This window comes from Acinetobacter sp. FDAARGOS_559, from assembly GCF_003940475.1.
Taxonomy (GTDB): Bacteria; Pseudomonadota; Gammaproteobacteria; order Pseudomonadales; family Moraxellaceae; genus Acinetobacter; species Acinetobacter baumannii.
This window is the reverse complement of the sequence record NZ_RKJG01000005.1, coordinates 3,217,993-3,237,003: the sequence shown is the minus strand read 5'-3', so window position 1 is coordinate 3,237,003 and position 19,011 is coordinate 3,217,993. Positions and strand designations below refer to the sequence as shown.

Below are 19,011 nucleotides of genomic sequence, written 5' to 3'. Positions count from 1 at the left end.
TTCAGAACTCATCTTTTAGGTAAGGAGTACGGATTTTAGTTTAAATCAGCTTATTCAGCAGAATCATGATTTTTCAATTTATTGAGTTTTTCGGTAGCAGTTTTCTTCAACTCATCAAATTTCGCAGTTGCTTGAGTTTTTAACTCATCAAATTTTGTAGCCGCCTCTTCCTTTAATTCTGCAGCTTTGGCTTTAGCATCATCAAGTTTATGCGCTGCTTCAGTACGTAAATGATCAAACTTGTCTTGCAGGCTATGCTGAGCATCATCAAGTTTGCCTTTCAAATCATTAGCTTTATCTTCAACTGCCTCTTTTGCAGCAGCTTGTTTTTCTTTTACATTTTCCTTTAAATCTTCCAAGGCTTTTTCACCTTGTACTTTTGCATTGGCCGCTTTGGTCTTTAGCTCATCTACTTTATCTGCAACTGCTTCTTTACCCGCAGTTTGTTTCTCTTTTACATTTTCTTTTAAATCGTCCAAAGCTTTTTCACCTTGTACTTTTGCTTCAGCCGCTTTTGCCTTTAATTCATCTAATTTATTTTCAGTAGTCATCGTTGTTATCCTCATCGTTAATTAAAAAAATTACCTGAATAAGTTATTAGTTATACATCGTTATGGCTTATTTTCTGACCGTAACTGCAATTTGAAACAAAGACAATACAGGAAGATTCAAATATTTTTTGATTTGTTTATCTGTTCTAAAGAGAAATAACTTCTGGCTTTAAGTCCATTTTTGTAGATACCTCTTATATTTAGTCAAAGATTATTAATCTTTGCTTATCTTCCTGCATCAGTTAAAATCTTCCACCTTATAAATACGAATGAGAGAATGAGATCCGTGCGTAAAATTTTAGTCACCAATGCCCTCCCTTATGCCAATGGTCCAATTCATATGGGTCATTTACTCGGTTATATCCAGGCAGACATCTGGGTTCGTGCCATGCGGGCAATGGGTCATGACGTGACTTATGTATGTGCGGATGATGCTCACGGTACAGCAATTATGCTACGTGCCGAAGCAAATGGTATTAGCCCAGAAGAGCAAATCGCGAATGTTCAAAAAGAACACATCCGTGATTTTGACGGTTTTGGCGTACATTTCGATCATTATGATTCAACTCATAGTGATGCAAACAAAGCTCGTTCAACAGATATCTATATTAAAAACCGTGAAGCCGGAAATATTGCAGTTCGACCTGTAACTCAATTATTTGATCCGGAAAAAGGTATGTTCTTATCTGACCGTTTCATTAAGGGTACTTGCCCAAAATGTAAGTCAGAAGATCAATACGGCGACTCATGTGAAGTGTGTGGTACAACTTATAATGCGACTGAGTTACTCAATCCGCGTTCGACTTTAAGTGGTGCAACACCAGTTGAAAAATCATCAGATCACTATTTCTTCAAGCTCCCAAACTTTGCTGAATATTTGCAAAAATGGACCCGCGATGAAGGTCGCTTACCTCTTTCAATTGCTAACAAATTGGATGAATGGTTTGAAGCAGGTTTAGCAGACTGGGATATTTCTCGTGATGCTCCTTATTTTGGTTTTGAAATTCCGGATGCACCGAATAAATATTTCTATGTGTGGGTAGATGCCCCAATCGGTTATATGTCTAGTTTTGAAAACTACATCAAAACTAAGCGCCCAGACTTAAACTTTGATGATTTCTGGAAGAAAGATAGTCAAAATGAGGTTTACCACTTTATTGGTAAAGACATTGTTTACTTCCATGCTTTATTCTGGCCTGCGATGCTTGAGGGCGCGAATTATCGCACCCCAACGGGCTTGTTCGTAAATGGTTTCTTGACTGTAAATGGACAAAAAATGTCTAAGTCTCGCGGTACTTTCATTAAAGCCGAGACGTACTTACAACATCTAAACCCAGAGTATTTACGCTATTACTTTGCTTCTAAACTTTCAGATAAAGTTGAAGACTCCGACTTGAACCTTGATGACTTTGTTCAGAAAGTAAATTCAGATTTAGTCGGTAAAGTAGTTAATATTGCTAGTCGCTGTGCTAAGTTCATTAACAGCAGCTTTAACAATACGCTATCAAGTACATGTGCTGAATCTGACTTAGTACAAAGCTTTATTGATGCTGGTGATTCAATTGCTGCTGCATATGAAGCGCGTGAATTCTCTACGGCGATCCGTGAAATTATGGCGCTTGCTGACCGCGCAAACCAATATATTGATGAGAAAAAACCATGGGCTCTTGCTAAACAAGAAGGTCAAGAACAACAAGTTCTTGATGTATGCTCTGTCGGTATCAACTTATTCCGTCAATTAGCAGTGTACTTAGCCCCAGTTCTGCCAACTTTAGCTCAGCAAGTTCAAGATTTCTTAAAACTTGAAAGCTTCGATTTCGAGTCACGTAAACAAATTCTTGTAAGCCATGAGATTGCACAGTTCCAACCTCTTATGCAGCGTGTTGATCCAAAAGCTGTTGCAGCCATGGTTGATGCTTCTAAAGAGTCTTTAGGTGCTCCTGCTCCACAAGCGACTAAAGCAGCGAAAAAAGAGAAATCTGCCGAGAAAAAAGCAGCCCCTACTCCAGCAGTGGGTGAAGCTGAAATTATCGGTATTGAAGATTTCTTAAAAGTTGACTTACGTGTTGCTCAGGTCGTTGAGGCAGGTACAGTTGAGGGTTCAGATAAATTACTTCAACTGACGTTAGACGTAGGTGAAGCTGAACCACGTAATGTATTTAGTGGTATTCGTAGTCAATATGCGCCAGAAGACCTAAAAGGTAAATTGGTCGTGATGGTGGCTAACCTTGCACCACGTAAAATGCGTTTTGGTGTTTCAAACGGTATGGTACTTGCTGCCGGAAATGATGAAGGCATTTTCATTATTTCACCAGATAGCGGTGCAAAACCTGGCGATAAAGTTTCTTAATCTAGATTCATAAAAAAGCTCCCTACATTGGGAGCTTTTTTATTTCTAACCTACTTTTTAAAATAAGCAGGCTTATCTGCACTGAGTACATTTAAAGTGCTATATGTGAGACATTCTATCCATCAATTAATAATTAGATTGCTCATAATTATTGGCTTGTAAATCGGGAATTTTGTAGTCTTTTTCATAAACCGGAGAACCAGCAATACTCATCGCCCGTTCATTTGAAGGTTGCTGTTTACTTGTTGTTCTCATCTCACATCCTGTAGTTAAGATGAAAAAAACAACCGAAATGCTCACCATTAGTTTTTTCATAACGTGATCCTCATTTCTTTTTGTTTTATTAATTAAGTTACCACTTTTTAAATATTTAAGTGCTAAAAAAGATATTTCAATTTGTATATATTTTGCGCAAAAATAAAGCCAGACTACAAAGAGCTGGCTTTATATTTTTTAGATATTTTAATTAAAGATTTATCATTTGAAGAAGATTAACTTTAAGCCCAATACACTAACAATGCTTCCAGCCACTCGGTCAACACCCGTTTTTGCTTTTAAATACATTTTTCGAGGCTTCTCTGAAGATAAAAGCATTGCTACACATGAGTACCAACCTGCATCAATCATAAAACAAATGAGCGGTAATGCGACGTAGTAATAATTTGGAATTTCTTTTGGCAGTAAAGCAGTAAAAACACTCGCTAGTACAACAGCAATTTTCGGATTACTTAACTGAGTAATCAAACCATATCGGTAGGCTTGTTTATAAGTCATTTTCGATTTGGCATCATTTTCCATGGCAATTGGTTCTTTGGCATGTTTAATAATTTTAAAAGCAAGCCAAAGCAAATACAGCCCTCCACCAATTTTTAAAATTAGATAAGCTGAAGGCACTGCCAATAAAACTGCCTGTAACCCCATAACTGCTAAAAAGCCAAAAAGAGCTGCACCCGTGCCCGTCCCTAATGCCGTAAACAAGCCATGTTTACGTGATTTAGATATTGAATTTTGCGCCACATAAATAAAGCTTGGCCCAGGACTTATTGCTCCAAGCATCAATGCCATCGCAATTGAAAAAAGAGGAATAAGGGACTCAAACATTGTATTGACCTAGCATCATGCAATTGCGCGATATTCTAGCAGCTTTTTATGACACATATAAAAATGGAAAAGAGATAAATTATAAAAATTGAATTTTCATGTTTTTACAATTTAGTTATTCACAACGGACAAAAATGTCCGTTAAATATATCATCTTTAAACCTCCCAAATCAGTGACATGAGTAAACGTCAAAAAATTGCAGCCCATAATCGGGATGAATTACTCAATGCAGCCGAGGAATGCTTTCGTATTCATGGTATTAATGTCCCTCTACAAGTCGTGATTGATCATGCAGGTGTAGGTAGAGCGACGTTCTACCGCAACTTTTGTGACCGCAAGGCTTTAATTAGCGCCCTTTTAGAGCGAGCGATTACACAGCTAGAGCAAAAAGCTGCTCATTTTCAACAATTCGAAGATGGTTTATTTCGTTTAATTGAAGGACATATTGCACAACTTCCCAAGCTCGCAATTTTGCAAGATTTTTGGAGAGTGATTGATCGACAAGATCCAATTATGCTAAAAATTTATGAACGGCGGAATAATGCACTTAAGCCACTGATTGAAAATGCAATAGAACAAAAACTGTGCCGAGCTGATCTAACTGCTGATGACTATGCAATGTTCACAGCAATGTTGGGTTCTTCATTTCAAGGACATGAACCTGAAGAACAAACCCGCTTAGCGAAACGAGCAATTGAATTACTATTTCATGGTATTCAAGTACAAAAAATTCGAGGGATAGAATGAGTAAAACGCCTCGTTATTTAGAAACGCCACCTGACTGGACGCCAGAAGAACAACCGACTTTACCTGGTTCACCAGCAGCGATTGCGCATTCTGTACCTAAGCGATTTCTTTATTTTTTTATTGGTCTGTTTGTCGCTATTTCAGCAAGCTTAAGTAATGGTTTCATTACGGCAAATTTACCCTTAATTCAAGGTGAGTATGGCCTGACACCTTCTGAAGCCGCTTGGCTTCCTGCTGCTTATGTAATGGCGAATGTCAGTTCGAATCTAATTTTGTTTAAAGCTAGGCAACAATATGGTCTGAGAGTCTTTTCAGAAATAGGACTTGTTATTTTTATTGCCGTGCTGGTTTTGCACATTTTTGTGCATACCTATGAAATGGCCTTGTTCGCTCGGGTTGTAGCAGGTTTAGCTGGTGCACCACTCAGCTCTTTAGGTATGTATTACACCATGCAAGCTTTTAAAAAAGCCGACATGGCAAAAGGTATATATATTGCCTTTGGTTTTCAGCAGTTAGGTGTACCCCTCGCCTGGATTATTTCCCCTTTTCTTGTGAGCACAGATAGTTGGTCTGTTCTTTACACCTTTGAACTCGGCTTAGCACTTTGTTGTTTAGCAATGGTGGTTTCTTTGAAATTACCACGTAGCTTACGAATCTATGTTTTCGAAAAACAGGATTTCTTCACCTTTGCTTTACTGGCGCCAGGTTTTGCATGTCTATGTATTGTGCTGACACAAGGCCCAATCTTGTGGTGGTTTAACAGTGAATGGCTTGCTTATGTATTAATTGCAGGTTTTAGCTTAGTTGTTTTAGGTTTGCTCTATGAACATTATCGTGCCAATCCATTAATTATGACACGTTGGTTAGGCGCCTCCTCAACCCTACGCTTTATCTTTGGTGCTTTTGCCATTCGTCTTTTAATGTCAGAACAAAGTTATGCAGCCGTTAATTTCCTAAAAACTATGGGAATGGGTCCAGACCAATTTGTTCCACTCTATGTGGTCATATTGGTGGGGATTTTAAGCGGAACTCTATTTAGTGCGCTTACTTTCTCGCGTGAACGAATTATTTTTCACTTACTTTTTGCAGAGTTTTTGATTCTCATTGCCTGTGGACTAGATTATCACCTTACGAGCGATGTACGGCCTTCAAACTTCTTTGCAAGCCAGTTTTTAGTAGGCTTTGCCGGCGGCCTGTTTATCGGTCCTTTACTTCTAATTGGATTTGCACAAACTTTGGCTAAAGGTCCTTCGTATGTAGTGACTTTTATTGTCTTATTCTCTGCAACCCAAACATTTGGTGGCCTTGTTGGCTCATCTTTCTTCTCGACCTATCAACAACATCGTACACAAAACTATCAAGTCGAGATTATTAAAGATTTGGAACAAGCCGACCCATTAGTTGCTCAAAGGCTTTCTACCTATCAACGTAGTGCAGCCATCACAACAAATGACCCCGCCTTACAAACAGCTCAGTCTATGCGCTCACTTAATCAAGTGGTTACTCGTGAAGCTCAGGTCCGTGCCTACAATGATGTGATTGCATTAAACGGTATTTTTGCCGTCGCCTTACTTTTATGGGGCGGATTTAATATTGCACGTAGTAAATATCTACAACGCAGAGGAATTAGCCGCCCTTAACGGCTTTTGTTATTGATGAAATAGAAATTGAGATTGATATATGTCAGATGATCAAAATAAACCGGAACAAACCCCTGCTCAAACATCTAATAATGAGCCAACGCCTGCACCTGCAAGTAAACTGATTCCGACAAAACGCTCAACCCTATTATGGATGTTGGGTGTGCTTATTATCGGTATTTTAGTGATTTTGTGGGCATGGAGAATTGGGCCTTTTGCCACAAGTGTGCAGCAAACTGACAATAGTTATGTTAAAGGTAAAACTACCATTTTATCCTCGCAAATTAATGGCTATGTTAAAGATGTATTGGTAAAAGACTTTGATCATGTTAAAAAGGGTCAAGTATTAATGCATATTGATGCCACCACTTATGACCAAAAAGTAGCACAAGCGGCTTCGGGAGTAGAACAGGCCAAAAATACTTTAGCCAATCAAACTCAGTCAATTGCACAAAAACAAGCAGATATTGTGGCTGCGCAGGCTAAAGTAGAACAAGTTAGGGCTCAATATGAACTCTCTTTAGCACAGCTTAGACGCTATCAACAGCTAGGGAATAGTGGAGCAGCTTCTAAATCTGAGCAAGATAAAGCCGCTGCTGATGCCGAGAATAATCTTGCAGCCCTTAAACAGGCAGAGGCCAATGTTCTAGTTGCCAAAGAAGCACTTAAAACAGCTCAAGTCGCAGAAGCAGGCTTAGAAGCACAAGTTTCCAGTGCTAAAGCACAGTTAGACCAAGCACAAACCACCAAAGACTATAGTGTTATTGTTGCTCCAATGGATGGACAACTTGGTGAAGTAAATCCTCGTGTTGGGCAATATGTGGCCGCAGGATCACAGTTACTCTATCTGATTCCACAGCAAACTTGGGTGATTGCCAACTTTAAAGAAACCCAAATTGCCAATATGCGAATTGGACAAAAAGCGTGGTTTACAGTCGATGCAATGAAACATAAAAAATTTACAGGTCATGTTGAACAAATCTCTCCAGCCGCGGGTTCCGAGTTCAGTGTACTAAAACCGGATAATGCGACAGGAAACTTTACCAAAGTCGTTCAACGAATTGCCGTGCGTATTACCATTGACCCAAATCAGGAAGGAATAGAACACTTACGCCCTGGTATGTCAGTGATTACTTCTGTCGACACAAGCTCTTAATCAGCTTTTTAAAAACCTATTTAAAAAAGCTACAATGTGATCAATCATTATTTTTCTCAATTTCTAATGTTTGATCACATTGCCCAACCTATCTCCTATCAGCACGTTGAACTATCCTTCCCTGTTCATCTCGACATTAAACGTTTAGATTTAGTTCATCCTCAAATTTCGGGTAATAAGTTTTTCAAATTAAAATACAATTTGCTTGCTGCAAAAGAACAAGGTTTATCAAGCATTTTGACTTTTGGTGGGGCTTACTCAAATCATATTGCTGCAACAGCTTATGCAGCTCATCTTTTTGGTTTAAAAAGTATAGGAATTATTCGTGGTGAAGAGTTAGCTGGTAAACCACTTAATCCCACCTTGGCAAAAGCTCAGAGTTTAGGAATGCAGCTACATTTTGTCTCTCGCCATGAATATCGCTTACGAAATGAAGCAAATTACCTTAAACAATTACAGCAACAATTTCCGCAGACCTATATCATTCCCGAAGGTGGTACCAATGAACTGGCAGTTCAAGGTTGTCAGGAAATCCTGAGCCAATATGACTTAGAGCAATATGATGTGATTTGCTGTGCAGTCGGAACTGGCGGAACGATTTCAGGTCTGATTGAAAGAAGTGCAGTTCATCAGAAAATCTTAGGATTTTCGGCTTTAAAAGGTGATTTCTTACAACAAGAGATTAGGCAATGGACTAAAAAACAAAATTGGTCTTTGACAGATGTATACTGCTGGGGCGGTTATGCGAAAACCTCACCTGAACTATTCGCATTTATTGAAAATTTTGAAGAGCAATATACGGTCCCCCTTGAACCGATCTATACCGGAAAAATGATGTTTGGTCTGTTTGATCTTATAAAAAACAATTATTTTCCAGCGAATACACGCATTTTGGCAATTCATTCTGGTGGTTTACAAGCTGATATTAGAAATAAACCTCACGCATAACTCACCCGCTTTTAGAAGGCCTTATCCCTTACCTGTATAAATGTCCTTAGCATGAGTAAGTGCTGGCATGATAGTATATGCCCCTTTTTAATTTTCACGACTAATCGAGAACTTCTTATGTCTAACAGTCATGTCGATGTCATTGTCTTAGGTGCAGGTGCTTCTGGACTCATGTTGGCTGCACATGCTGCTAAACGGGGACGTTCGGTCTTAATTTTAGAAAAAGCCAATAAAATTGGTAAAAAGATTTTAATGTCAGGCGGTGGGAAATGTAACTTTACCAACCTCTATGTAGAACCTGAAAACTATATTTCTCATAATCCGCACTTTGTTATTTCTGCCCTATCACGCTATAGCAACTGGGACTTTATTGGTCTGGTCTGTGATTATGGAATTGCCTATGAAGAACGTAAACACGGGCAATTATTTACGCTAAACGGCGCTAAAGAAATTTTAGAGATGTTGGTGAGTGAGTGTAATAAAACAAACAATGTCGAAATCCAGACCCATTGTGAGGTTGGACAAGTCGATCCATTAGAACAAGGTGGTTTTTCAGTACACACCAATCAGGGCCGTTTTAGCTGTGAATCATTAGTGGTTGCTACAGGTGGATTATCCATCCCAACTTTAGGAGGCTCTGGTTTTGGCTATGAATTAGCACAAAAATTTGGACATACAGTTTTCCCAACCCGTGCTGGTTTAGTACCATTTACTTTTTCGGATCATATTAAAGAAATCACTACACGCCTAAGTGGTAATGCTTTAGATGTGACTCTAACTAACTCGAAGAATAGCTTTACTGAAGCATTATTATTTACGCATCGTGGTTTGAGTGGTCCAAGTTCTTTACAGCTTTCAAACTATTGGAATACAGGTGAAAGTTTTAAAATCGACTTTTTCCCGAGCCAAGATTTAGCAACTTATTTAAAAGATAAAAAGAAAGCCCAACCTAAAGTTTTACTGCGTACTCTTCTGAACGAATTTACGGCAAAAAGTATTGTACAAGAATTACAACAACTTATATGGCCAGAGCAGAGCGAGACAGCCATTGGTAATATCAGTGATGCACAGCTAGAGCATATTGCCGAGCAGCTACATGGTTTTACCGTTAAACCATCAGGCACAGAAGGATATCGTACTGCCGAAGTTACCTTAGGTGGAATTGATACAACTGAAGTTTCATCTAAAACACTCGAAAGCAAAAAGCAGAAAGGACTATTCTTTATTGGAGAAGTACTTGATGTGACTGGCCACTTAGGAGGCTATAACTTCCAATGGGCTTGGTCTTCGGCTTATGCAGCAGCACAATATGTTTAAATAATGAATAAGCTAATTTGATGCTTTCGAATCATTGGATGATTTTTCAGAATCATGCTTATGGCTTGTTGTCTGTTTTGATGATTCAGATTTGCTAAATACAAATTTATAAGCACTTGCTAAAAAACCAACGGTAATCCCAGCAATTACAACAGGTGCTAAAAAACGACCAGGTTTTTTCATCGTATTTTCCTCACTTATTTGTTTTTATAGCTGTCAAAGACAGAACGACCACTCAATATAGAGTGGTCGAACTTATCACAAAAATCAAAGATTTTTTGTACTGTTTATCTGAAAATTAGTTACACCTACTAAATTTCATCATTTTCGCCAGTAGAACCAAACGGTTTATTTACTGGTGGTTGTGATGGATTTACTTGTGTAGAATCAGCTGGTTTTGCATCAGATGAAACTGTTGTTGATGGTGCAGTTGTAGTCGTTGACGGAGTTGAAACCGTAGACGAACTACCTGTTGTATTATTAGTAGTAGGCGGTTGATATAAAGGATTTGGTTGATTTGCCTCTTTCTTAGCTTTATCCAGTAAATCAGATAAAAGTCTTTCTGCTGGTTGACGACCACCCAAACCAAATGCAAGAGCGAAAGCAACTGCAACTGCGCCTAGCGTTAAGCCGAACGCAAGGTTTACGATCGAATCGGCAATACCCATCGCTCTTAAACCAAGTGCAAGGACTAAACCAATAATCAAGACACGAACCAAACTACCTAACCAACGCGAACTATTATATTCACCGCGTTGAACAACGTTCGCCACAACATTTGCAAGCCAGAAACCAATCACCAAGATTACAGCGCCCAATAGAATGTTTGCACCGAAATGGATAAACATTGCGATTAGGCCACTAATCTGATCGAAACCAAGACGGTCAGCAGCTTCAGAAACTGCAAACAACATGGTAAAGAACACGATTAGCCAACCAACGGCATTAGAAACTTTAGTTTGACCTAAAAAGCGTTGTACATCTAATTTTGCTGGAATTTCATCAACACCAGTTCCTGCAATTAACTCAGCAACCAAGCGACCAACAAAACGTGAAACAATATAAGCAACCAGTAAAATTAAACCAGCAGCAATAATGTTTGGAATAGCTTGTAAAATTTCATTGAGCATTGCTGTTGCTGGCTGAGAAATAGTCTCAATACCTAAAGCTTCAAATGCTACAATCAATGTCGTAATAATGATGATGGCAAAAACAAATGAACCTAAGAATTTGCCTACATTTGAATTTTTGAAAAGACCAATTTTTTCCGCTTGAGATTGCACACCTAAGCTATTAATTAATCCTTCAACAATACCGCGTACAATTTTTGCCAAGATATAACCAACAAAAACGATAACGCCAGCAATAAAGATATTTGGTAAGAATGCTACAGCATCATTTACCATATTTTGAACTGGAATCAGTAAGCCTGTTAATCCTAAGATTGAAAGAACAATCGGAAGGAAAAGTAACAATACAAGCCAGTAAAGAATTTCACCAATATTCTGGCTAATTCCCCCAACACCCACTTCGCTGCTTAACTTATCATCAAGTTGAGTTCGGGATAAAACATTGGTCACCCCCGCCCGCACCAGTCGAGCAACGATCCAGCCAATAAAACCCACCACTACAGCAGCAATAATATTTGGTATATAGACGAGTACCTGATTAACCATGTTGCTAAATGGACCGCTCACTCCACTAATGTTGAGCACATTTAAAGCAGCAACAACGGCGAGAATCAGAATAAACCAGAATACGACTTTGGAGATCAGACCTTCTATATTGGGTGTACGTCCAGTCGCTGAAGATAATTTCGCATTGGTATTTACTTTTTGCAGAAGTTTCTTTACACCTGCCGCCACCAATAAAGCGATGATCCAGCCTACCAGTAAGATGACAATTGCAGCTAAAATAGGATGAAACTGATCCCAGTAATACATCGCATCAAACTGAGCGCCGCGAGGCCCATTAAAAAATTCATTCATATTGTTATGTCCTCAATTGTTATGTTCTTTTCAGTGTTATCACTAAATGAAAAACACCAGTTCGTTGTAAAAAATGACGATAAATGCGGTCTATGTCACCTTATGTTTTGAATATTTTTCAATCAACAACCTTCTGCATAAATACAACAAATTGATGCAAAAGATTGCAAAAAAAGCCTTCAGGTCACATCCTAAAGGCTTTTTATCACGATATACTGGTTAGCTTATTACCCTTCATAGGTCTTCAAATCAGAAGTACCACTGATGACTTGTGGTATGGTCTCATGTTGAAATGCGGCTTCCTCTTTTGGCGTTTTGCTGTGATCAGCAACCATATAAACCACAAGTGCGAGAAGAAAAAGCCCAACAATAATTAAAATATAAACTGGCAATCTTCTTTTTTTTGCAGTCTCTTCCGGACTCGTCACATGAGGCGGTTTTGAAAAATCATGCATCTTCTTTCCCCTCTTCTATTATCATTAACTTTATATTCATCATAACAATTTGATTTGTTGCATTGTGTGAAAAAGCATTATGAGAAGGTGTCTACGGTTGCAAAACTCTACTTTTAAAAATATTAATTTAGTATAAAATTTAGCCACTTTAATTAGAACGTTTTAGAATCTAACTTCTCGATATTCAGAATCTTCGCTAAAGTCCGATTTGTAATACAATATGTTTTAGCTCTTACTTTTTATAAAATAGGCTATAATAAGCCCCCTTGTTTTAAAGCTACTCAATTTTATGATGTATCGTCAGCAAAGCGTAACTCTTGATCTCGACACTGACGTCACACATCAATGTTATTTGCATCAGACAAGAGATGACCATCTCATTGGTATTATTGAATTTAATAAACCAAGTTATGAACTTAAATGGGGTGATCTTGAATACTTCCGTCGCCGTACCGAAGAGTTCTCGGTCATGCCATTTCCTGAATGCATTAATGCGATGATTGTTGATATTCGTAATATTAATGTATTTCTGGACAATGAAGTTCCAATTTTACCGTGGCGTTTACTCGAAGAAGATTGTCCTGTTCGCCTAGTTGTTCCTCAAGACCGCCTTGAACACTATGCGGGATTATTTGAACCAACATGGCTTTCAACAGATGTCGACAGTGCGATTGCAGAGATCCGTGAGTTTATGGATATGTTTGTCCATTAATAAACATATCCATAAAATTTTTCTTAAAATATTTTACTTCCTGTTTTACCAGTAATTTTCTACCGCAATATTTCCTTCACCGCGACGATTCATTGTAAGACCACGGCGTTTTAGAGCCTCTTTCGTATCATCAACCATTTGTGGGTTTCCACAAAGCATGACATGACTTGATGCTGGGCTGAGTTCCAAACCTGCTGCTTTTTCTAACTCACCATTTTCGATTAATACAGGTAAGCGCTCATGCAACGGCGCAGATGGATCTCGGGTAATGATAGGAATAAATTTAAAACCGCTATGCCCTTCCCCAAACGTTTCAGCAATCTCTTGAATACGGTCAACATAAGCCAGCTCAGCCGCAGTACGAACACTGTAGACCAAGTTTATTTTCTGGTAATTAGACCAAGTTTCAAAGTCTTGTAGCATCGACAAAAATGGAGCCAAGCCTGTACCTGTTGCCAGTAACCACAGATCATGCGGTAAAGGCTGTTGATAGCGTGCCAACGTCAAGTAACCATATGGAATTTTTTCCAAATAAAGCTCATCACCCACTTTCAAATGCTGTAGATTCGAAGTGAAGGCACCGTCTGGTACTACAATTGAGAAAAACTCTAGCGTTTCATCAAACGGAGAAGACACCACCGAATACGCACGGACAACCAGCTCATCTCCTACCTTTAAACCAATACGCGCAAATTGCCCCGCCGTAAATTTAAAATGCGAAGGACGCGTCATGGTAAAACTGAAAAGTGTTGGGGTCCAACGATGAACAGATAAAACTTTTTCTACGCTAAATTTTTCAATTGACATGATTTCAACGTGGCATGAAATAGTGCGCTCATGTTAGCATGACAGCCGAAATAATGAATACTTTTAAATGTTAAGGCTTTTTAAACATGCGGATGACATTACGCCAGTTGGCTGTTTTTGTAGCAGTCGCCCAAGAAGGAACCGTTACTAAAGCCAGTGATGCGGTCAGACTGACGCAAAGTGCAGCAAGTATGGCTTTAGCCGATTTAGAAGACGGCTTAGGTGCTCCTTTATTTGATCGTTTAGGTAAGCGCTTGCAGCTAAATGATCTTGGACGTTTTCTGCTTCCCCAAGCATTAGAAATTTTAGGCCGCTGTGAGGCCTTTGAACAAGCAGCCAAGGGTGAGTTACAGAGTATTGACCTTCGTATCGGTGCTACTTTAACCATCAGTGATTATCTAATGCCAGATTTAATGGCTAACTTCTTACAACGTCATCCACAAGCACATTTACAACTTCAAGTTGGTAACACACGCCAAATGATTGAAGCTGTAAATCAGTTTCAGCTTGATTTAGCTTTAATTGAAGGGTCTTGTCACTTACCTCAACTCCAATGTATTCATTGGCGTGACGATGAGCTAGCAGTGTGCTGCTCACCTGACCATCCGTTAACACGTTTAAATCGCCCACTTACCCCTCAAGATTTTCATGACGTAGAATGGATATTACGTGAAGAAGGTTCAGGTACTCGTGAAGTCTTTGATAATGCAATTTTGCAAGATTTACCAGATGCAAACATTCGTTTGACGCTTGGACATAACGAAGCGATCTTAAAAATAGTGGCTGGTGGTTTAGGAATGTCGTGTATTTCAAAGTTAGCGATTGAACCTTTAAGTGAAAAAGGTCAACTTGTTATTTTAGATACTCCATTTTGGCAACTTACCCGCCCTCTTTATATGCTAGTGCACCGCCAAAAATATCAAGGTCCGGGCCTTAAAGCATTTTTAAAATTTTGCGATGAAGATCAGGCTTAAAGCTTGATCTTCACATTCATTAGCGTCGGAAATTAGACAATAACTCACTTGTGATCGCTTTATTGTGATCAGCAATTTTAGTTTTCTTAGTCTTCGCAGGATTAGGATCGATACGCTCAATCTTAATAGCTTTAAATTTTCCTCGATTATCTGCAGCAAGAAATCTCACTTTTTCATTTCTTTTCGGTTCACCTTCGGATGCAGGGAAATCAGAAATATGAAAGAAAATATCTCCTTCAGTCGTCGAAATAAAACCAAATCCTTTATCGGCGTTATATTGTTTTATCCTTCCAGTATAAAACTCTTGCTTCATGATTTTTCACCCTACTTTACCAATGCAATTACTGTAGTAAATAAAAAGAGACTTTCATTTCCGCTCTTAAAAGTTATACGGCTTAATGAAGTCTCTTTTTATCGTTATTTCAAAAATTAGTCTTTTTGAACACTACCAAAAATCTTGTCACCAGCATCGCCTAAGCCTGGAACAATATAACCATGTTCATTTAAGCCATTATCAATAGATGCAGTATAAAGCTGAATATCAGGATGTGCTGCCTCTACTTTCGCAATTCCTTCAGGTGCTGCAACTAGCACCATAACACGGATATCTTTGCATCCACTTGCCTTTAATACATCAATAGCAGCAACTAAAGAATTACCTGTTGCCAACATTGGATCAATGATCATGGCAATACGGTTAGCGACATCAGGAACTAACTTTTTATAGTAAGTACGTACTTCTAGAGTTGCTTCATCACGCTCAAGCCCTAACACACTTACTTTTGCACTTGGAATTAGGTTAAGCACACCATCAAGCATACCTATACCTGCACGCAAAATCGGTACAATCGTTATTTTTTTACCCGCGATACGCTGAGTAGTAACATTGCCAGCCCAACCTTCAATCTCACAATCCACAACTGGTAAGTCTTTCGTCGCTTCATATGTCAATAACATAGTCACTTCCTGAGCAAGCTCACGGAAATTCTTGGTACTGATGTCAGCACGACGTAATAAACCTAATTTATGACGAATAAGTGGGTGACGAATTTCTTGAATGGCCACAGATGTTACCTAAAAATATAAAAACGTATTTATTATAATCTTTTTTTAACTATCAATAAAAAAAAGCCTCCATATTTGGAGGCTTTTTTGTACACAAGAATTATTGTTGCTGAGAAAGCATGAAATGTAATGGAGATAAAATTTCTGCTTTTAATGCCAAATTAATCATTGGATCTGGATAAACACCCAAAATAATAACTAATGCAGCAGCAGCCAATACCATTAAACCACCCACTTTTTGTCCCCAATGTGCATCAGCATCAATACGAGGAGTTTCAGGTGGAGTCATATACATAACAACCATCACACGTAAGTAGTAATACAAACCAATACCACTACCCACAATAATCATTGCAGCTAAGAACCAGTGTTGAGTTGTTACAGCAGCCATAACAACCAAGAACTTACCAATGAAGCCTGCTGTTAATGGAATACCAGCCAAAGATAACATCATGACTGTTAATGTTGCTGTAAGTACTGGACGGCGCCAGAACAAACCACGGTAGTCTGCAAGGCTTTGCGCTTCATCTACGTTATTATATGGGCTAGACATTAACGCTACTGCACCAAAAGCACCAATAGTCGTTAATACATAAGTCACCACATACACAGTTACGCTGCCCAAGCTTGCATATGTCATGCTGATTAAAGCAATTAACAAATAACCAAAGTGAGCAATAGATGAATAACCCAAAATACGCTTTAAGTTGACCTGACGAACAGCAAGCAAGTTACCGACTAAAATTGACAATACGGCAATGATTGTCAAAACAGTCACTAGCGAGTTCACCATGATTGCGCCAGAAGCAAGCAAATAACGTACGAACAAACCAATTGTTGCAACTTTAGCAGCAGTCGCCAAGAACGTTGCCATTGGAGCTGGTGCACCTGCATATACATCTGGTGTCCATTTATGGAACGGTGCAAGCGACAATTTGAATGCAACAGCAAAAATAATGAGTGCTAAACCTAATAACACCATTGGCTGTTTGATTGCGCCAAATAAAGCTTGTACAGAATCATAGAATGAAAGTGAACCAGTATAAGCGTAGATATACGCCATACCCATCAACAACATTGCAGAAGCTGTTGCAGAAAGCACAAGATACTTAATCCCTGCTTCAAGCGACTGACTACGTTGATATGTATAAGCAAGTAAACCGTATACAGGAATCGACATTAACTCAAGGCTAATGAAGAATGATGCATAGTGTGAACTTGCAACCATCAACATTGCACCTGCTACAGAAGCAAGTAACAGAAGATAGAGTTCTTCGCGGTTGTCTTTATAAGTCTCAATATATGCATGAGACAAAGTACAGCAAGCCAATGATGCAACTAAAATCATGAATTGATAGAACATGGTAAATGGATCAACCATAAACATGCCCATCACATTTGCCGGCACAAATTTACCGCCAAATAATTCTAACAAGATATAAAGTGCAGCAAGGTTTAAACCGACAACAGAGGTTGTTGCGATTAAATTATGGTTACGCTTAATTGAAATTAACAGCATGACGACGACTGCTGTCAAAGCAACAATCATCACCGGTGCTAAAGGCATAAGCGTAGAAAATGATACTGTGAAGTTCATGATTATTGGATCTCCACATGGTCAAGTTGAGTAGCTGTTTGCTGAACAGTTTCAACGACTTCTTGTACTGGTACATAACTATTGACCAACCACTGCATGCTTGAATGAGATACATCCAAGAATGTTTGTGGATAGATACCAAGCCAAACGAGACCAATCGCACAAATCATCAAAATACTAACTTCACGAGCAGATAAGTCTTTTAATGGACTAGTGTAGTGTTGCTTTTGTTCAGAGTTTGGTTCACCAAACAAAGCACGGTGAATCAAGATCAAGCCATACAAACCTGCAAATACAAGGCTGATAGAAGCAATGATCGTGAATACAGGATATTTATTGAATGAACCCATCAAAATCAGGAATTCACCAATAAAGTTACCTAAACCTGGCACACCAACAAGAGCTGCGACGAAGAACATTAAGAAGAACGGTAAATACTGGAGCTGACCACGAAGACCACCCATCAAACGTAAATCACGTGTATGTAAGCGCTCGTAGATTTGACCAGACATAATGAACAATGCAGCTGATGACAAACCATGTGCCAACATCATGATCATTAGACCTTGGAAGGTCAAAATATTACCTGCATAAATAGCAAGTAAAACGAAGCCCATATGTGAAATCGACGTATACGCAAGTAAACGTTTCATATCAGTTTGCTGGTAAGCACACCATGCGCCGTAGAAAATACCAATCAAACCGAAAATAATTGCAATATCTGCAAACTGTGCAGAAGCTGCCGGGAAGAATGGAATTACAAAACGAAGCAAACCGTACGCTGCTGTTTTAATCAAGATACCAGCCAAGTCTACAGAACCCGCTGTAGGTGCTTGAGCATGGGCATCCGGTAACCAGCCATGCAATGGGAAAACTGGTAACTTCACTGCAAAACCAATAAAGAAGCAGATCATGAAACCATACGCGAAGCCAGCAGGTAAACGATTCGCTACAGCTAATAAATAGTTGTAATCAAAACCGATCATACCAGTCATCATGTAACCATAAACCACAAGGCCAAGGATACCGATTAACATTACTAAACCAGCGATTTGCGTATACAAGAAGAACTTGGTTGCAGCGTAAACACGTGAACGACCGTTTGAACCCTTATGACCCCATAACGCAATCAAGAAGTAGATTGGTACAAGCATCATCTCCCAGAAGAAGAAGAATAGGAACAAATCAATTGCCAAGAACACGCCGATAACGCCCCCTAAACTCCATAACAAGTTTAAGTGGAAGAAACCAACATTCTTTTGGATCTCACCCCATGAACAACCAACAGCAAGTACACCAAGTAAAGCTGTTAATAACACCATGAGTAAAGACAAGCCATCCACTGCTAGGTGAATGCCAATACCGAGAGATTGAATCCACGGTAAGTAAAACTCAGCTGTCCAAGTTGGGACTTTTGAGCCTAACTCGTAGCTATAAGTACCACTTTGCCAAAGTGCAAGACCTAAGCCTAACGTGATGAGCATACCAATTAAGGCGATCCAGCGTGGCAAAGTTTTGTCGAGTTTATCGACTAACCAACAAGTAAAACCTGCAATGAACGGAACAAGGATCAGCGCGGGTAAAATTAAATTGTTTTCCATT

The 19,011-nt window shown here is 39.0% G+C and carries 19 protein-coding genes; 8 read left to right on the top strand and 11 right to left on the bottom strand.

Annotated features, from left to right (window positions below; genetic code table 11):
- Positions 1–50: 50 nt before the first annotated feature.
- On the bottom strand, positions 51–551 hold the full coding sequence (locus tag EGS71_RS17050) for a hypothetical protein (RefSeq protein WP_000206130.1): 501 nt from the start codon (positions 549–551) through the stop codon (positions 51–53).
- Positions 552–837: 286 nt separating this feature from the next.
- Between EGS71_RS17050 and metG the strand changes: the two genes are divergently transcribed.
- Positions 838–2,901, top strand: a complete 2,064-nt coding sequence (metG, locus tag EGS71_RS17045) for a methionine--tRNA ligase (protein WP_001226775.1) — start codon at positions 838–840, stop codon at positions 2,899–2,901.
- A 126-nt stretch (positions 2,902–3,027) separates the two neighbouring features.
- Here the strand turns inward: metG and EGS71_RS17040 are convergent, their stop codons facing one another.
- The gene (locus EGS71_RS17040; protein WP_000735805.1) at positions 3,028–3,216 is read right to left on the bottom strand and encodes an NF038215 family lipoprotein; all 189 of its coding nucleotides are present in this window, start codon (positions 3,214–3,216) and stop codon (positions 3,028–3,030) included.
- 162 nt (positions 3,217–3,378) lie between these two features.
- Positions 3,379–4,002 (bottom strand): LysE family translocator, encoded by a 624-nt coding sequence (locus tag EGS71_RS17035; RefSeq protein WP_000463103.1) that lies wholly within the window; start codon positions 4,000–4,002, stop codon positions 3,379–3,381.
- A 178-nt stretch (positions 4,003–4,180) separates the two neighbouring features.
- Here EGS71_RS17035 and EGS71_RS17030 point away from each other — a divergent pair, with 178 nt between their 5' ends.
- From EGS71_RS17030 to EGS71_RS17010, 5 genes are all read left to right on the top strand, one after another.
- Positions 4,181–4,750 carry a TetR/AcrR family transcriptional regulator gene (locus EGS71_RS17030; RefSeq protein ID WP_000044599.1) on the top strand — a complete coding sequence of 190 codons (570 nt, stop codon included), beginning with the start codon at positions 4,181–4,183 and terminating at the stop codon, positions 4,748–4,750.
- On the top strand, positions 4,747–6,390 hold the full coding sequence (locus EGS71_RS17025; protein ID WP_000047790.1) for an MFS transporter: 1,644 nt from the start codon (positions 4,747–4,749) through the stop codon (positions 6,388–6,390). Before EGS71_RS17030 ends, EGS71_RS17025 begins: the two co-directional genes overlap by 4 nt.
- Positions 6,391–6,430: 40 nt before the next feature.
- Positions 6,431–7,546, top strand: coding sequence for an HlyD family secretion protein (locus EGS71_RS17020; protein ID WP_001278641.1), 1,116 nt, complete (start codon positions 6,431–6,433; stop codon positions 7,544–7,546).
- Positions 7,547–7,612: 66 nt separating this feature from the next.
- Positions 7,613–8,494 (top strand): 1-aminocyclopropane-1-carboxylate deaminase/D-cysteine desulfhydrase, encoded by an 882-nt coding sequence (locus tag EGS71_RS17015; RefSeq protein WP_000459525.1) that lies wholly within the window; start codon positions 7,613–7,615, stop codon positions 8,492–8,494.
- 117 nt (positions 8,495–8,611) lie between these two features.
- Positions 8,612–9,811, top strand: a complete 1,200-nt coding sequence (locus tag EGS71_RS17010) for an NAD(P)/FAD-dependent oxidoreductase (RefSeq protein ID WP_000071498.1) — start codon at positions 8,612–8,614, stop codon at positions 9,809–9,811.
- A 12-nt stretch (positions 9,812–9,823) separates the two neighbouring features.
- Here the strand turns inward: EGS71_RS17010 and EGS71_RS17005 are convergent, their stop codons facing one another.
- The 3 genes from EGS71_RS17005 to EGS71_RS16995 form a co-directional block, all read right to left on the bottom strand.
- Positions 9,824–9,994, bottom strand: coding sequence for a hypothetical protein (locus tag EGS71_RS17005; protein WP_000742883.1), 171 nt, complete (start codon positions 9,992–9,994; stop codon positions 9,824–9,826).
- Positions 9,995–10,122: 128 nt separating this feature from the next.
- Positions 10,123–11,799 carry a mechanosensitive ion channel gene (locus EGS71_RS17000; protein ID WP_001001668.1) on the bottom strand — a complete coding sequence of 559 codons (1,677 nt, stop codon included), beginning with the start codon at positions 11,797–11,799 and terminating at the stop codon, positions 10,123–10,125.
- 227 nt (positions 11,800–12,026) lie between these two features.
- Complete coding sequence (locus tag EGS71_RS16995; protein ID WP_000543705.1) at positions 12,027–12,254, bottom strand: hypothetical protein; 228 nt, start codon at positions 12,252–12,254, stop codon at positions 12,027–12,029.
- 292 nt (positions 12,255–12,546) lie between these two features.
- On the opposite strand from EGS71_RS16995, the gene EGS71_RS16990 reads away from it, so the two are divergent.
- Positions 12,547–12,966, top strand: a complete 420-nt coding sequence (locus EGS71_RS16990) for a hypothetical protein (RefSeq protein WP_002000170.1) — start codon at positions 12,547–12,549, stop codon at positions 12,964–12,966.
- Positions 12,967–13,011: 45 nt separating this feature from the next.
- On the opposite strand, the gene EGS71_RS16985 is transcribed toward EGS71_RS16990, so the two are convergent.
- Positions 13,012–13,773 (bottom strand): ferredoxin--NADP reductase, encoded by a 762-nt coding sequence (locus tag EGS71_RS16985; protein ID WP_000021171.1) that lies wholly within the window; start codon positions 13,771–13,773, stop codon positions 13,012–13,014.
- An 86-nt stretch (positions 13,774–13,859) separates the two neighbouring features.
- Here EGS71_RS16985 and gigC point away from each other — a divergent pair, with 86 nt between their 5' ends.
- Positions 13,860–14,747: a LysR family transcriptional regulator GigC gene (gigC, locus tag EGS71_RS16980; RefSeq protein ID WP_001242992.1), complete on the top strand. Its 888-nt coding sequence runs from the start codon at positions 13,860–13,862 to the stop codon at positions 14,745–14,747.
- A gap of 19 nt (positions 14,748–14,766) precedes the next feature.
- Here gigC and EGS71_RS16975 read toward each other — a convergent pair whose 3' ends face one another.
- The 4 genes from EGS71_RS16975 to nuoM form a co-directional block, all read right to left on the bottom strand.
- Complete coding sequence (locus EGS71_RS16975) at positions 14,767–15,060, bottom strand: cold shock domain-containing protein (RefSeq protein ID WP_000806835.1); 294 nt, start codon at positions 15,058–15,060, stop codon at positions 14,767–14,769.
- A gap of 116 nt (positions 15,061–15,176) precedes the next feature.
- Positions 15,177–15,812, bottom strand: a complete 636-nt coding sequence (gene upp / locus EGS71_RS16970) for a uracil phosphoribosyltransferase (RefSeq protein WP_001007343.1) — start codon at positions 15,810–15,812, stop codon at positions 15,177–15,179.
- 100 nt (positions 15,813–15,912) lie between these two features.
- Positions 15,913–17,409, bottom strand: a complete 1,497-nt coding sequence (gene nuoN, locus EGS71_RS16965; protein WP_001011955.1) for an NADH-quinone oxidoreductase subunit NuoN — start codon at positions 17,407–17,409, stop codon at positions 15,913–15,915.
- Between the two features lie 2 nt (positions 17,410–17,411).
- Entirely contained in the window at positions 17,412–19,010 is a 1,599-nt protein-coding gene (gene nuoM, locus EGS71_RS16960) for an NADH-quinone oxidoreductase subunit M (protein ID WP_000429844.1), read from the bottom strand.
- Position 19,011 lies beyond the last annotated feature (1 nt).